The 13,707-nt window shown below is 64.0% G+C and carries 12 protein-coding genes; 4 read left to right on the forward strand and 8 right to left on the reverse strand.

All coding sequences use genetic code 11. From position 1 onward, the window contains the following. Nucleotides 1-28 precede the first annotated feature (28 nt). On the forward strand, nucleotides 29-1,075 hold the full coding sequence (locus ACFSOZ_RS02370) for a DUF937 domain-containing protein (protein ID WP_379093157.1): 1,047 nt from the start codon (nucleotides 29-31) through the stop codon (nucleotides 1,073-1,075). 176 nt (nucleotides 1,076-1,251) lie between these two features. Here ACFSOZ_RS02370 and ACFSOZ_RS02375 read toward each other — a convergent pair whose 3' ends face one another. Then, nucleotides 1,252-1,542, reverse strand: coding sequence for a DUF1127 domain-containing protein (locus tag ACFSOZ_RS02375; protein ID WP_379093160.1), 291 nt, complete (start codon nucleotides 1,540-1,542; stop codon nucleotides 1,252-1,254). A gap of 177 nt (nucleotides 1,543-1,719) precedes the next feature. Here ACFSOZ_RS02375 and ACFSOZ_RS02380 point away from each other — a divergent pair, with 177 nt between their 5' ends. Next, entirely contained in the window at nucleotides 1,720-2,676 is a 957-nt protein-coding gene (locus tag ACFSOZ_RS02380; RefSeq protein WP_379093163.1) for a LysR substrate-binding domain-containing protein, read from the forward strand. Nucleotides 2,677-2,700: 24 nt separating this feature from the next. Here the strand turns inward: ACFSOZ_RS02380 and ACFSOZ_RS02385 are convergent, their stop codons facing one another. After that, nucleotides 2,701-4,905, reverse strand: a complete 2,205-nt coding sequence (locus ACFSOZ_RS02385) for a bifunctional diguanylate cyclase/phosphodiesterase (protein WP_379093166.1) — start codon at nucleotides 4,903-4,905, stop codon at nucleotides 2,701-2,703. A gap of 128 nt (nucleotides 4,906-5,033) precedes the next feature. On the opposite strand from ACFSOZ_RS02385, the gene xseA reads away from it, so the two are divergent. Both xseA and ACFSOZ_RS02395 read left to right on the forward strand, forming a co-directional pair. Continuing rightward, nucleotides 5,034-6,599 carry an exodeoxyribonuclease VII large subunit gene (xseA, locus tag ACFSOZ_RS02390; RefSeq protein WP_379093169.1) on the forward strand — a complete coding sequence of 522 codons (1,566 nt, stop codon included), beginning with the start codon at nucleotides 5,034-5,036 and terminating at the stop codon, nucleotides 6,597-6,599. Between the two features lie 4 nt (nucleotides 6,600-6,603). After that, the gene (locus ACFSOZ_RS02395; protein ID WP_379093172.1) at nucleotides 6,604-7,722 is read left to right on the forward strand and encodes a DmpA family aminopeptidase; all 1,119 of its coding nucleotides are present in this window, start codon (nucleotides 6,604-6,606) and stop codon (nucleotides 7,720-7,722) included. A 169-nt stretch (nucleotides 7,723-7,891) separates the two neighbouring features. Here ACFSOZ_RS02395 and ACFSOZ_RS02400 read toward each other — a convergent pair whose 3' ends face one another. The 6 genes from ACFSOZ_RS02400 to eutA form a co-directional block, all read right to left on the reverse strand. Next, complete coding sequence (locus tag ACFSOZ_RS02400; protein ID WP_379093175.1) at nucleotides 7,892-8,146, reverse strand: hypothetical protein; 255 nt, start codon at nucleotides 8,144-8,146, stop codon at nucleotides 7,892-7,894. A gap of 474 nt (nucleotides 8,147-8,620) precedes the next feature. Then, entirely contained in the window at nucleotides 8,621-9,619 is a 999-nt protein-coding gene (gene doeB / locus ACFSOZ_RS02405; RefSeq protein ID WP_379093178.1) for a N(2)-acetyl-L-2,4-diaminobutanoate deacetylase DoeB, read from the reverse strand. A 5-nt stretch (nucleotides 9,620-9,624) separates the two neighbouring features. Continuing rightward, nucleotides 9,625-10,815, reverse strand: a complete 1,191-nt coding sequence (gene doeA, locus ACFSOZ_RS02410) for an ectoine hydrolase DoeA (RefSeq protein WP_379093181.1) — start codon at nucleotides 10,813-10,815, stop codon at nucleotides 9,625-9,627. Nucleotides 10,816-10,946: 131 nt separating this feature from the next. Continuing rightward, a complete protein-coding gene (locus tag ACFSOZ_RS02415; protein WP_379093184.1) occupies nucleotides 10,947-11,939 on the reverse strand; it encodes a cyclodeaminase in 993 nt (330 codons plus the stop codon). After that, a complete protein-coding gene (gene eutB / locus ACFSOZ_RS02420; RefSeq protein WP_379093187.1) occupies nucleotides 11,936-12,928 on the reverse strand; it encodes a hydroxyectoine utilization dehydratase EutB in 993 nt (330 codons plus the stop codon). Before eutB ends, ACFSOZ_RS02415 begins: the two co-directional genes overlap by 4 nt. After that, a complete protein-coding gene (eutA, locus tag ACFSOZ_RS02425; protein WP_379093190.1) occupies nucleotides 12,928-13,707 on the reverse strand; it encodes an ectoine utilization protein EutA in 780 nt (259 codons plus the stop codon). The genes eutB and eutA overlap by 1 nt, the downstream gene beginning before the upstream one ends.

Here is a 13,707-nt window from a genome sequence, read left to right on the forward strand (position 1 = left end):
ACCCTAGGATTTCCCGGAGGAGAAGCCGATGCCTACCTTGTTCGATATGCTGGCGCAGGCCCAGAACGGCAACGGCATGCAGGCCCTTGCCCAACAATACGGGCTTTCGATGCAGCAGACACAGGCTGCCGTTGCCGCTCTGCTGCCGGCCTTTTCGCAGGGGCTGCAGCGCAACACTGCCGACCCCTATGGGCTCGGCGCCTTCATGACGGCGATGGCAAGCGGCCAGCACGCCAAATATTTCGAGGACGCCACCCGAGCCTTCTCGCCGCAAGGCGTCGATGAGGGCAACGGGATTCTGGGACATCTGTTCGGCTCGAAGGACCTGTCGCGCGCCGTGGCCAGCCAGGCGGCGCAAGCGAGCGGCGTCAGCCAGCAGATCCTGCAGCAGATGCTGCCGGCCATCGCCTCGATGGTCATGGGCGGGCTGTTCAAGCAGACGACAAACCAAATGCAGGCCGCCGGCGGCTTTGGCGGCGGCGGCAACAATCCGCTCGGCGAGATCATCGAGCAGATGATGCGGCAGAGCGGCATGCAGGCCCCGGCTCCGCAGCCAAGCCAGGCGCCGCAGCCGCAGAACCCGATGGACAATCCGTTCGGCAAGGTGTTGCAGGACATGTTCGGCGGCGGGACGCCGCAGCCGCAAAGCCAGCCACAGCCGGCGCCCAATCCCTATGGCGACAATCCGCTCGGCAAGGTGCTGCAAGACATGTTCGGCGGTGGGGCACAGCAGCCGCAAGGCCGGGCTCAGCCACAGCCGCAACAGACGCAGAGCCCCTATGGCGACAATCCGCTGGGAAAGATCTTCGAGGAGATGCTGCGGCAAGGCGGTGGTGGCGGTTTCGGCGGCATGCCCGGTGGACAGCCGGCGCCGCAACAGCCACAGGCGCCCCCACAGCAGCGTCAGGCGCCACAGGCGCCGCAACCGCAGGCCAATCCGAGCGGCCGGCCGAGGAATCCATTCGACGACCTGTTCGGCAAGATGTTCGAGACCGGCGCCCAGCAGCGTGATGAATACCAGAAGGGCGTGGAAACGATCTTTGACCAGTTCAAGCGGGACATGGATCGGCGCTAGCTGGCAGCGGACCTTCGGCCAAGCAGAAAAAGAAAAGCCCGGTCCTGGGAGGACCGGGCAGACTGCAGGCGGACCGGCGGGGATCCGGCAGGGAGTGGGGGCCTGCATACTCGTCAGTCGCGTCGAACCTCAAAAAGGTTCACGGCAACCGAAACGATAGCAATCAAGCAAAACGATCAGGCCACCTTGCGGGCGATATCCTCGATCGTTTCGACGCGATCGCTGGCGATTTCGCGCAACATGGCTGTCGGGTCGCGGCCAAACGGCACGTCGATGGCGACATGCAGGTCGGCGCGCGTCAGGCCGATGTCGGCTAGTTCGGAATCCGACATCTCGCCAAGGCGATAGAAGGCGCGGCGGTTTTTCCAGGCGCGGTAGATGTTGGAGACGGTGTTTGCCACGCGCGTCGCAACGGCCGGACGCGAGGTGATGCGCGAGGTCTCAGTGGCGAAATCAAACGTGGTCATGTCGGTCTCCTTCAGACTCGAACGGACGAAACCTGGCTAACGGCGCTAGCGACAGCGGCCGTTCCGGTCCCAATTCACATGCCTTCATGTGGACAATCGCAATTTGCCATCAGCCGATTGATTAATCCAACGAATGTTTCTAATCTTTAGCATCAACACTAGTGATGGATTGGACCGATGAAAGCGCCGCTCGATCTCGATCAATTGCAGACCTTCATCTCGATTGCCGATACCGGCAGCTTTACGCGGGCGGCCGAAGAGGTGCACCGCACCCAGTCGGCGGTATCGATGCAGATGCGCCGGCTGGAGGAACGGATCGGCAAGCCGCTGTTCGAAAAGGACGGGCGCACCAACCGGCTGACCGAGGAGGGCGACAAGCTGCTCTCCTATGCGCGGCGGCTGCTCTATCTCAACCGCGAAACGCTGGCCGCCTTCGACGACCGGCGCCTCGAAGGCACGATCCGCATCGGCACGCCCGACGACTATGCCGACCGTTTCCTGCCCGAGATCATGGCGCGGTTCACACGCTCCAATCCGCGCGTCGAACTGACCGTCATCTGCGAGCCGACGCCGGGGCTGGTCGAGCATATCAAGCGCGGCAATCTCGACCTGGCGCTGGTGACGCACAACGATGTACGTGGTCAGTCGGAGGTGGTGCGGCGTGAGCCACTGCTGTGGGTCACCTCGGCCAACCATGCGACGCACGAGCAGCAGACGCTGCCTATGGCCTTTGGCCGGCCGAACTGCATCTGGCGGCGCGCTGCCGTCGATGTGCTCGACCAGCAGAGGCGCGACTATCGCATCCTGTTCACCAGCTTCTCGGCAACCGTCATCACCGCCGCGGTGCTTTCCGGCCTGGCGATCTCGGTGCTGCCGGAATGTGCGCTGAGGCCCGGCATGCGGGTGCTGGGTGAAGCCGACGGCTTTGGTGCCCTGCCCGATTGCCGTATCGGCATCATGCGCGGCCAGACGTCGCGACCGGAGATCGTCGATGCGCTTGCCCGCCATATTTCGGAAAGCCTGGACAATATCTCGGTGCCGATCGGCGAAGAGGCCGGGACGTTCGACTTCGCGGCACTGGCCTTTGCCAAGATGAGGCGAACCAAGCCAAACCAGATCCTGCCGGGCTGGTAGGCCGGATCCTGCCTGCTAGGTAGGTCAACCAAGCGCCGAAGCCGGCTCACTCTCACCGAGCGACGGGCCTGCGAGGACCAGCAATTGAACGGGCTCAAGCGGCGGTGACAGCAGATAGCCCTGCAACTGATGGCAGCCCATGCCGACGAGCAATGCCTTTTGCTCCTCGGTCTCGACGCCTTCCGCGGTGACCTCGACGTCAAGAGCGATGGCAAGGTCGATCAACGCCTTGACGATCGCGGCGGAGCTGCGGTCGTCGTCGAGAAGCCGCACGAAGGAACGGTCGATCTTGAGCTTGTCGATGGCATGGCGGCGCAGGTAATTCAGCGATGAATAGCCGGTGCCGAAATCATCGAGCGCGACGCCAATGCCCGTCTGGCGCAAGGCGGCCAGAACCATCCTGGTGGTGTCGTTGTTTTCCAGAAGCACGCTTTCGGTGATCTCGAGCTGCAACCGCGCCGGCGCTAGCCCGGTCTCGGCAAGGATCGACGCCACCTTGTCGGCGAAGCCGGCGTCGCGCAACTGCAGCGGCGAGACATTGACGGCCACCCAGGGCAATTGCGTGCCGACCGCAAAGCGGCAGGCCTCGAGCAGGACCCATTTGCCGAGCTCGCCGATCAAGCCGCGTTCCTCGGCAATGGCGATGAACTGTTGCGGCGGCAACGCGCCATGGATTTCATGCGCCCAGCGGATCAGCGCTTCGGCACCGAGGATCGTCCTGCCGTCGGCGGCAAAGATCGGCTGATATGCCAGCTTGATGCCGCCGCCACCGGCCAAGGCCTTGCGAAGTTCGCTTTCGACCTTGCGCTTGCGCAGCAACAGGTCGTCCATGTCGCCGGCGAAGACCTGGTAGCGGCCGCGGCCATTCCTCTTGGCTTCGTACAGCGCGATGTCGGCCCTGCGCAGCAGGTCGTCGGCGTCGGCCTCGGGACCCGTCGACAAAGCGATACCGATGCTGGCGCTGACAAAGACCTGGTCGTCCATCAGCTTGAAGGGCTGCTGCAGTTCTTGCTGCAGCCTTTCAGAGACATCCTCGGCATCCCGAATGTTGCGGACATCGATCAGGATGATGGCGAACTCGTCGCCACCGAGCCGAGCCACCGTATCGACGTCGCGAATTGTCTGCTGAAGCCGGGCGGCAGTCTGGCGCACGAGTTCGTCGCCAGCGGGATGGCCGAACGTGTCGTTGACATGCTTGAAGCGATCGATATCGAGATAGAGCAGAGCCACCTTCACGGCGTCGTGGCTGGCCGTCAGCAGCGCGCGACGCAGCCGGTCGTCGAACAGAGCCCGGTTGGGGAGACCGGTGAGGGTATCGTGAAAGGCAAGATACTGGGCCTCGCTCTGGCTGGTCTGCAATGCCGACGACGCGCGGCGCAGGCGCCGCAGCAGGAACGCAAGCATGCTGGCTGCGACCAATACCGCAAGGATCAGAGCGGGAGCTGCCTTGCGCACGAGCGTCAGACCGGGACGCTCCTGATCCCAGCCGATATAGCCCTGGATCAGGCCATGTGAGTCAATCAGCGGAATGGCGGCCGCGCCGACCGGTTGTGACAAAGGCAGCAGGTGTGCGCCATCAAGCAGATATTTTTTGGCGATCTTGCCGATGACGGCGTCGCTGATGAATTCGACCGCGACATGGAGATATTCGCTACCCGGCGCCTGGGTGACACGGTCCGAGCTCGGCACCAGCGGTGCGATGCTGAGGATGGCGGGCTTGCCGCCAAGCGACACTAGGTCCTCGGCGACCATCTTGGCCGGGCCCTGGTCCGCATCCGGCGGCTGGGCGATCAGCCCGCGCAGCCTTTCGACCGTTGCCCGCAGGACGGGCTCATCCTCGTCATAGACGGCCGACGCCACCACCTTGCCTTCGCGCATCGCATGGACCGGACGATTGGCGGCATCCAGGATATAGACCCGGTCATAGCCGTAATAGGTGTACATCCAGACGCTGATGTTCTCGACCATCCATTGCTGGTTGCCGGCCTTTGCATTGATGACGGAATCGTCCCAAACGGTGATGCTCTCCTGCTCGCGCTCCACCGCTGCGATCTGATCCTGAAGGCCATCGGCGAGAAATATCTTCTGCCGCTCAAGCGAAACCCGGTCAGCCTGCATCGTGGCGTAGAAGCCGAAGCCGACAACCATGGCGAGTGCGAAAACGGCAAGCGCCAGCACCGTCATGGTAACCTGAAACGTCAATGGGCTGCGGTGCGCGCGTATGCTCATGCGTAGTGGCTATCCCCAGGATCGCTTACTCAATCAAAACAGGCTTAAGATCGCGTTATGAAATCCGTTCGGAGTCGATCGCGGGCTGCCGCCTTGACGCGGACGGGCAACAGCCGCTCAATCAGCCGATGAGCGAGGCAGCATCCGAATCACGCACCAATGCCACCGAATACACGGTGAGCGAGATTTCAGGTGCGCTGAAGCGCACGGTCGAGGACGTCTTCGGCAATGTGCGGGTGCGCGGCGAAATATCGGGCTATCGCGGACCGCATTCGTCCGGTCATGCCTATTTCGCGCTGAAGGATGATCGCGCGCGGCTCGACGCCGTGGTGTGGAAGGGCACAATGAGCCGGCTGAAATTCCGCCCCGAGGAGGGGATGGAAGTGATCGCCACTGGCAAGCTCACCACCTATCCCGGCAAGTCCAACTACCAGATCGTCATCGACAATCTGGAGCCCGCCGGCGCCGGCGCCCTGATGGCGCTGCTGGAAGAGCGCAAGCGCCGGCTGCAGGCCGAGGGTCTGTTCGACGCCGGCCGCAAGCGGTTGCTGCCGTTCATGCCGTGCGTCATCGGTGTCGTCACCTCGCCGACGGGCGCCGTCATCCGCGACATCATCCACCGCATCAAGGACCGGTTTCCGCTGCATGTGCTGGTCTGGCCGGTGCGTGTGCAGGGTGAGACGGCAGGCGTGGAAGTGACCGCCGCAGTCAACGGCTTCAACGCGCTGGCCTGGGATGGCGCCATCCAGCGTCCCGATCTGCTGATCGTGGCGCGCGGCGGTGGCAGCCTCGAAGACCTCTGGGGCTTCAACGACGAGGCGCTGGCGCGCGCCGTCGCCGCCTCCGCCATTCCGGTGATCTCGGCTGTTGGCCACGAGACGGACTGGACGCTGATCGACCTCGTCGCGGATGTGCGGGCGCCGACGCCGACAGGTGCCGCCGAAATTGCCGTACCGGTGAAGGCCGACCTCGAAGCGACGCTTGCCAGCCTCGGCGCGCGGCTCAAGGCGGCGGTCTTGCGCAATTTCGAGCGCAAACGGCAGGCCGCCCGCGCGGCGGCTCGCGCGCTGCCCTCGCCCGATCAATTGCTGGCGCTGCCGCGCCGCCGCCTCGACGAGGCGACATCTAGGCTCGGCCGGGCGCTGTCTGTCAGCGTCGATCGCAAGCGGGCGCGGCTTCAAGGCCAAAGGCTGACGCCGGCCACCCTGTCGCGGCGCATGAATGAAGCCCGCACGCTGACCGGGCGCGATCTCGCCCGCGCGCAAGCGGCGTTTTTTGCAATCGTACGCGAACGTCGGGCGCGATTTTCGCGCACCGCGGCGCGTCTGTCGCCGGCGCCGATCGTACGACGCCATAAACTGCAAGGCGACACGCTGGCAGCATTGGCACGGCGGCAGGATCGGGTGATTTCCGTGCGGCTCGAGCGCCTGCGCGCACAGCTGAGCCAGGCCGACCGCCTGCTGACCACGCTTTCGCACAAGGCCGTTCTGGCGCGTGGCTTCGCCCTGGTGAAGGACGCCGACGGGGCGGTGATCAAACATGCGGCCGAGGTGGCGTCGGGAATGGCACTTTCGCTGGAGTTCGCCGACGGCACCACCGATGCGATTGCAACCAGCGGCACGGCAAGACCGAAAACCGTGGCCAAGCCAGCCGCCAAGGCCAAGGCGCCCGGCAATCAGGGATCGCTGTTCTGAGACTATGACCGACAATCCGAACCACCTGGCTACGCCTTCCGGCAAGCCGCGCGCGCGAAGCTTCGGCATCGGCTTCGACGGGAGGCCCGGTCCATTCAACGCGATCACCGATGTGCCCGGTGTAGCGGTCGGTTATGCGACATTGATTTCGGGCGATGGCGCGCTCGTCGTCGGCCAGGGACCGGTGCGCACTGGCGTGACCGCAATCCTGCCCAGGCCGCGTGCCGAGCTTGCCACGCCGGTTTTCGCCGGCATCTTCAGCCAGAACGGCAATGGCGAGCTGACCGGCTCGCACATCGTCGAGGAAACCGGCGCTTTCAACTTCCCGATCACCATCACCAACACGCATTCCTGCGGTGTCTCACGCGACGGTACGCTGCGCTGGATGCAACGCGTGCTGCCAGCGGCACTCGACAGCGCCTGGGGCCTGCCAGTGGCGGCGGAGACCTATGACGGCTTCCTCAACGACATCAATGGCCACCATTTGACATCAGAGCATGTTGCCCAGGCACTCGACGGCGCGGCCGGCGGACCCATCGAGGAAGGCAGCGTCGGCGGTGGCACCGGCATGATCACTTTCGGCTTCAAGGCCGGCTCCGGGACCGCGTCGCGCATCGTCGAATGGCGAGGCCGCGCCTACACGGTCGGCGCCTTCGTGCAGTCGAATTTCGGCAAACGGCACAATTTTACGGTTCGCGGCCTGCGCGCCGGGCAAGACCTTGCCGAGCCGGCGATCAGGCAGGGCACGCCGCGTGCCGAAAAGGGCTCGATCATTGCCGTCATCGCCACCGACGCGCCGTTCCTGCCGCACCAGACGAAGCGACTGGCTCGCCGCGTGCCGCTTGGCGTCGCGATGACAGGCGGCTTCGGCTATCACAGCTCAGGCGATATTTTCATCGCCTTCTCGACCGCCAATGCGAGCGCGGCGCTGGCGCCATCCGGCCGCATCGCCAGCGCCGATTTTATCCCGGACACCGACATCGATCCGTTTTTCGATGCGGTGATCCAGGCCGTGGAGGAAGCGATCCTCAACGCCTTGGTCGCCAATGACGACATGACCGGACGCGACGGCAATTTCGTGCCGGCGCTGCCGAAAACGTGGTTGAAAGAGAAGTTTGGCTGAGGGGATAGCTGATATGAAGACGCGGGCCGAATAGCCCGCGTATTTAAGAAGGGACTGTCCTAGAGTGGTTCATCGTTTCACGGAAACGCCGAACCGCTCTATCCCTTTGTTTTGACGCAATTCCGGACGGAAAACCGTTTCACACTTTTCCTGGAATTGCTCTAAGCGGCTATTCCGCGGCTTTGCTGGCGGCCTGCTGGTGCTCGTCGGCCTCCGCCGCTTCCTCGAGCCGGGAGGCAATCAGTTCCTGAATGTCGCCGACCTCTTCCTGGATATCCTCCAGGGGGATGCCGACTTCCGCCGCCTTGGCAGCGCATTCCCTGGCCAGAGTCTCGGCCTGCTTCTCGATCCTGGCCTCGGATGACTGGCACTGGACCTTTTCGCCGATCCATCCCCGCAAGAACTCGATCGCGTGTTCACTCATACTGCTGTTCCCTGGCGGCAAAGCCGGTTGGTAATCATAAACGCCGACATCCCGTAAAGGATGCATGTCCCCATACGAGCCGAGTCGTCACCAACCGGCAAGCCGATCTTGTCCAAGGTCCACAGAGCCAAAGGAAATCGAGGGGTCAAGAGCATTTTCTGTTTCTGAGGGGTCGGTACCGTTGGCTGGGATCACGCCCAGCTCTGCGCCACTGTTTCTATTTGCTTTTTTCCGGTTTCCGAGCCGATTTTCGTCACAATAGATGGCGCAATCCGTAACACATTTACAGTCGCTTCGGCGGCGCTGCCCTCAGGCGCGCGGGTCGAAGCCGCCGGTATATAGTGACATCCTCATGCAATGTCGACTCTGCGCGCCGTGCTGCTTCGTTCCGCCGCGCCGGAGGGCTCCGCGAAGGACGGAAAGCCGCAAGATTTCGGCACCTGACCGCCGGAGCAGGCTTCCGGGCGGAACCGCTCAGACTTCCACAGCCACCACCGCCGCGCAGTCGCCGGCCTTGACCAGGCCGGGGAAATGCCGCGCCGCCAGCATGCCCGACATTTTTGCCTTGATTTCCTGCGGGGCGACGCCGGTGCGGCCGACGGAATGGATGCGGGCCAGCACCGCGCCTTCTTCGACGGGCTCACCGAGATCAACCATGGTTTCGATCATGCCGTCGTCTTCGGCAAACGAGAAACAGTCGCCCGACGGCATGTCAAGCCATCGGGTTTTGCTCTTCTCGACCGCACCTTCAACGATGCCGGCATGGCGCAGCACATTGAGGATGCCGCGCCGCGCGATCCGCACGGTTTGCGCGCGCGAGGTGCCACCACCGCCAAGTTCCGTGCTGACAAAGACCTTGCCCATCTCCTCGGCTGCCGTGTCGTACATGCCGACGGCGTCGATCTCGATCATGCGCATCGAGAACGGGGCTGCGAATGCCGCCACCGCGTCGAAGGCTTTCTGCTCCAGCGCCTTGTCAGGCAAAGTGTGCGCGGCGCAGAACGGCACGAAGTCCAGCGTCTTGCCGCCGGAATGGAAGTCGAACACGATGTCGGCACGAGGCAGCAAATCGCGCTGGAAGTAGTCGGCGATCTTCTCGGTCACGGTGCCGTCCGGCCGGCCAGGAAAGCTGCGGTTCATATTGCCCTTGTCGATCGGCGAGGTGCGCGTGCCGGCGCGGAAGGCCGGATAGTTCATCGCCGGCACGATGATGATGGTGCCGCTGACATCTTTCGGATCGAGTGTGCGGGCAAGATCGTAGAGCGCCAGCGGCCCCTCATATTCGTCGCCATGGTTGCCGCCGGAAAGCAGTGCTGTTGGTCCCTTGCCGTTGCGAATGACGCATATCGGGATCATCACCGAGCCCCATGCCGAATCGTCACGGCTGTAGGGCAAGCGCAGGAAGCCATGCTGGATGCCGTCGCGGTCGAAATCGACGGTCGGCGCGATCGGCGACGGGCGGAGAGCTGACATCGGTTTCAATCCTTCACCACCAGCTTGCGCGGCACATTGGCCAGGCACTCTACACCGGTTTCGGTGATCAGGATGGACTCGGTTATCTCCAGCCCCATCGTTTCCAGCCACAGGCCGGTCATGAAATGGAAGGTCATGCCGGGCTTGAGTTCAGTGCGGTCGCCGGGACGCAGGCTCATCGTGCGCTCGCCCCAGTCCGGCGGGTAGGACAGGCCGATCGGGTAACCGGTGCGGTTGTCCTTGACGATACCGTATTTCTTCAGCACGCCGAAGAAGCCGTTGGCGATGTCCTCGCAGGTGTTGCCGGGTTTCGCCGCCGCCAGGCCCGCCTCCATGCCTTCCAGCGTCGCCTTCTCGGCCTCGAGGAACTCCTGCGTCGGCTTGCCGAGGAAGACGGTGCGCGACAGCGGGCAGTGATAGCGGTTGTAGCAGCCGGCGATCTCGAAGAAGGTGCCCTCGCCGCGTTGCATCGGCTTGTCGTCCCAGGTCAGATGCGGCGCCGAGGCGTCAGCGCCCGACGGCAGCAGCGGCACAATCGCCGGATAGTCGCCGCCTATTCGCCCCTGTGGGCCGTCAACGCCGCGTGTGCCGGCGTCATAGATCTCGGCGACGAGATCGCATTTGCGCATGCCGACCTCGATCTTGTCGACAATGCGCTGGTGCATCGCCTCGACGATGCGGGCGGCCTTGCGCATATAGTCGATCTCGGTCGGGCTCTTCACCGCGCGCTGCCAGTTGACCAGCGCGGTGGCATCGACAAAGCGGGCATTGGGCAAATGCTTCTGCAATGATGCGAAGGCGGCAGCCGAGAACCAGTAATTGTCCATCTCGACGCCGATGGTGAGCTTGCCCCAGCCGCGATCGGCAAGCACGCTGGACAGATAATCCATCGGGTGGCGCTCGGTCGACTGCACATAGTGGTCGGCATAGCCGACGATGTTGTCATGCGCGAGATAGGCGGTGCGCTTGGCGCCGTTGGCATCCTGGCCGCGGCCATACCAGACCGGTTCGCCCGATGGCGGCACGATGACCGCCTGGTGCACGTAGAAGGACCAGCCGTCATAGCCGGTCAACCAGGCCATGTTGGAGGGATCGCTGACGATCAAAAGATCGACGCCCTTCACCTCCATGGCCTGCCGTGTCTTGGCGAGACGTTCCGCATATTCGCCGCGCGAGAACTTCAGGTTCGGCATCATTCTTTTGCTTCCTCGTTTGTTGGGCCCTGGAACCCGCTCCAACTTCGTTGAATCTGGCTCCAGGCAATTTTTTGTTGATCTGTTCGGAAAGCCGGTTCCCACTTTTCCGGATCATGCTCTTTCGGCCAGCATCAGCTTTCGAAAATAGTTCCGGCATTGGCCGCCCGCGCCCGGTCACGGGCCAGCGTGGCAATCGCCGTGTCCTGCACACCGGTGCCGGTGAGATCGGCGATGGTGATGTCGCTGGCCGAGCGCCTTCCATGTTTTGCGCCGGCGATGATCTGGCCGAGTTCGGTCACCTCCGCATCTGCGGCCATCACGCCCGCCGCAATGGCATGGTGCAGTTCGCCCAGGCGCCGCGTCTGGCGGGCGCTGTCGGCGACATAGAGATCGGCCATGCGCAGGATGGCTGGTGCGATCTCGTTCTTGTGCTCCGCATCCGATCCCATCGCGGTGATGTGCTGGCCGGCGGAGACAAATCCCGCCTTGATCAGCGGCTCGGTCGACGGCGTCGTGGTGACGACAATGTCGGCGCCGGCAACCGCGTTTGCAGCGTCGGATTCGGCGCGCACGGCGATGCCAAGCCTTTCACGCAAAGCACTGGCAGTTGCGTCCGCCTTGACGGCATCGCGCGCCCAGATGCGCGCCTCGGCAATCGGCCGCACCAGCATGAGCGCTTCGAGCTGCAATCCGGCCTGCACGCCGGCGCCGAAGATCGCGGCAACCGAGGACTCTGGCCGCGACAAATGTTTCGCCGCGACCGCGCCGGCCGCCGCCGTGCGGACATCGGTGAGATAGCCGTTGTCGAGCAGCAGCGCTTCGACCAGGCCGGTTTTGGCCGACAGCAGCACCATCATGCCGTTGCCGCTGGGCAGGCCGAGTTTCGGGTTGTCGAAGAAGCCGGGGCTGATCTTGATGGCAAAGCCATCGATGCCTGGCACATAGGCGGTCTTCACGTCGACCTCGCCGCGATGCTCGGGAATGTCCAGCCGCAGGATCGGCGGCATCGCCACCGGCAGGGTGGCAAGTGCGCGGAAAGCGTTTTCGATGCAGGCGACGGCATCGAGATCGAGCTTCACGATTGTGCGCAGTTCGGCCTCGGTGAGGATCGTAATCCGGCTCATGTGGTACACTCCGCATTTGCTTCGCCGCAGATGATCTTGCGATGCAGGGCCATATCGATGTTGCGGCCGGAGAGAAGAAGAACCACCGGCCCGCTCACTTTGACCTTGCCGGCCAGCAGCGCCGCGATGCCGACCGCACCGGCACCTTCGACGATCTCGCGTTCTCGTGCATAGGCATGGCGGATGCCGACGGCGATCTCGTCCTCACCGAGCAAAATGATGTCGTCGAGGAGGTCGCGGCACATGGCGAAGGTCAGCCGATTGTCGAGGCCGATGCCACCGCCGAGCGAATCCGCCAACGTCGGCAGTTCCTCCACCGGCACCGGGCGGCCGGCGTCGAGGCTTGCCTTCATCGCCGCACCGCGCGCCATCGAGACGCCGATGATTTTTGCCATGGGACTGAGGCCCTTGACGGCGGCGGCAACACCCGCCGCCAGCCCGCCGCCGGACAGCGGCACCAAAACCAGCGCAGCATCCGGGACCTGCTCGATCATTTCCAGCCCGAGCGTGCCTTGCCCGGCGATGATATCGGGATGGTCGAAGGGCGGCAGCATGACCAACCCCTCCTCAGCCACCAGCCGTTCGACCTCCCGTTGCGCATCGTCCTGGCTGTTGCCGACGATGCGCATTTCCGCGCCAAGCCGGCGGATCTCGTCGAGCTTGTTGTCCGGCACCAGCCGCGACATGCAGATCACCGCGCGCATCCCTTCGAGCTTCGCTGCATGGGCAAGTGCCCGGCCGTGATTGCCGGTCGATGCCGCGACCACGCCGTGCGCCTTATCCGCTGCGCTCAGCGAAGCAACAGCATTCGAGGCGCCGCGCAATTTGAAGCTGCCGGTGGTCTGCCGGTGTTCGAGCTTGAGGTGGACGGGAACGCCGAAGCGTTCTGACAGGTTTTGCGAGAGCACGGTCGGTGTACGCTCGACCTTGCCGGCAATACGCTCACACGCGGCGCGAATGTGCTCAGGGGTAACCTCGTTCATGATCATCAATCGCGCGGCAAGGGCAGCGTCATCAGACGGCCGAATTCGGGATGGGCTGTCTCGTCGCCGCAAAGGCGCAAGCAGTTCCAGGCGGTCGCCTGATTGCTGGTGACAACAGGACGGCCGATCGCCTCTTCCATGCCGGTGACCGCGAGCGCACCGCGCAGCGCCGTGCAGGATACGAACAGCGCCTCGGCCTCAGGATGCATCGCCTCGCGCGCCAGATCGACCAGCGCTGCCGGTGCGATGCGCGCCATCTCGCGGTCGTCCTCGAAGCCGAGGCAAGAGAAGCTGGCGATGTCGAAACCGCATGCCGCGAAGTAGGCCGCCATCGGCCGGCTGGTCTCAACGGTATAGGGCGTGAGAATGCTGATCCTGCTTGCGCCCAGCGCACGCAGCCCGCGCACGCCGGCCATCGGCGGCGTGACGACGGGAACGCCGGGCTTGGCGGCCTGGATCGCCGCCTCGATCTCGGCGTCGCCGATCACCACCGAGGCCGAAGTGCAGGAATAGCAGATGGCGTCGAGCGGCTCGTCGGGCAGGATCAATGCGGCGCCCGCGGTCAGCGCCGGCTGCATCTTGCGCAGATTATCCGGCGTCGTCGGGTTGGCATAGGGAATGCGCGCGACATAGACGCCGATCCGCTCACTCGCCACCATGCGGCGGAAATCCGGTTCGGTCGTGTGGTCGGTGGCAAGGATGATCAGGCCGACGCGCCGCTCCAGCGGGCGGTCGTCGAGCGCCGGCCGTTCTGGATAGACCTTGATCTCGGGCAAGGGTTTCAC

The organism is Mesorhizobium newzealandense (genome assembly GCF_042682145.1).
Lineage (GTDB): Bacteria > Pseudomonadota > Alphaproteobacteria > Rhizobiales > Rhizobiaceae > Mesorhizobium > Mesorhizobium newzealandense.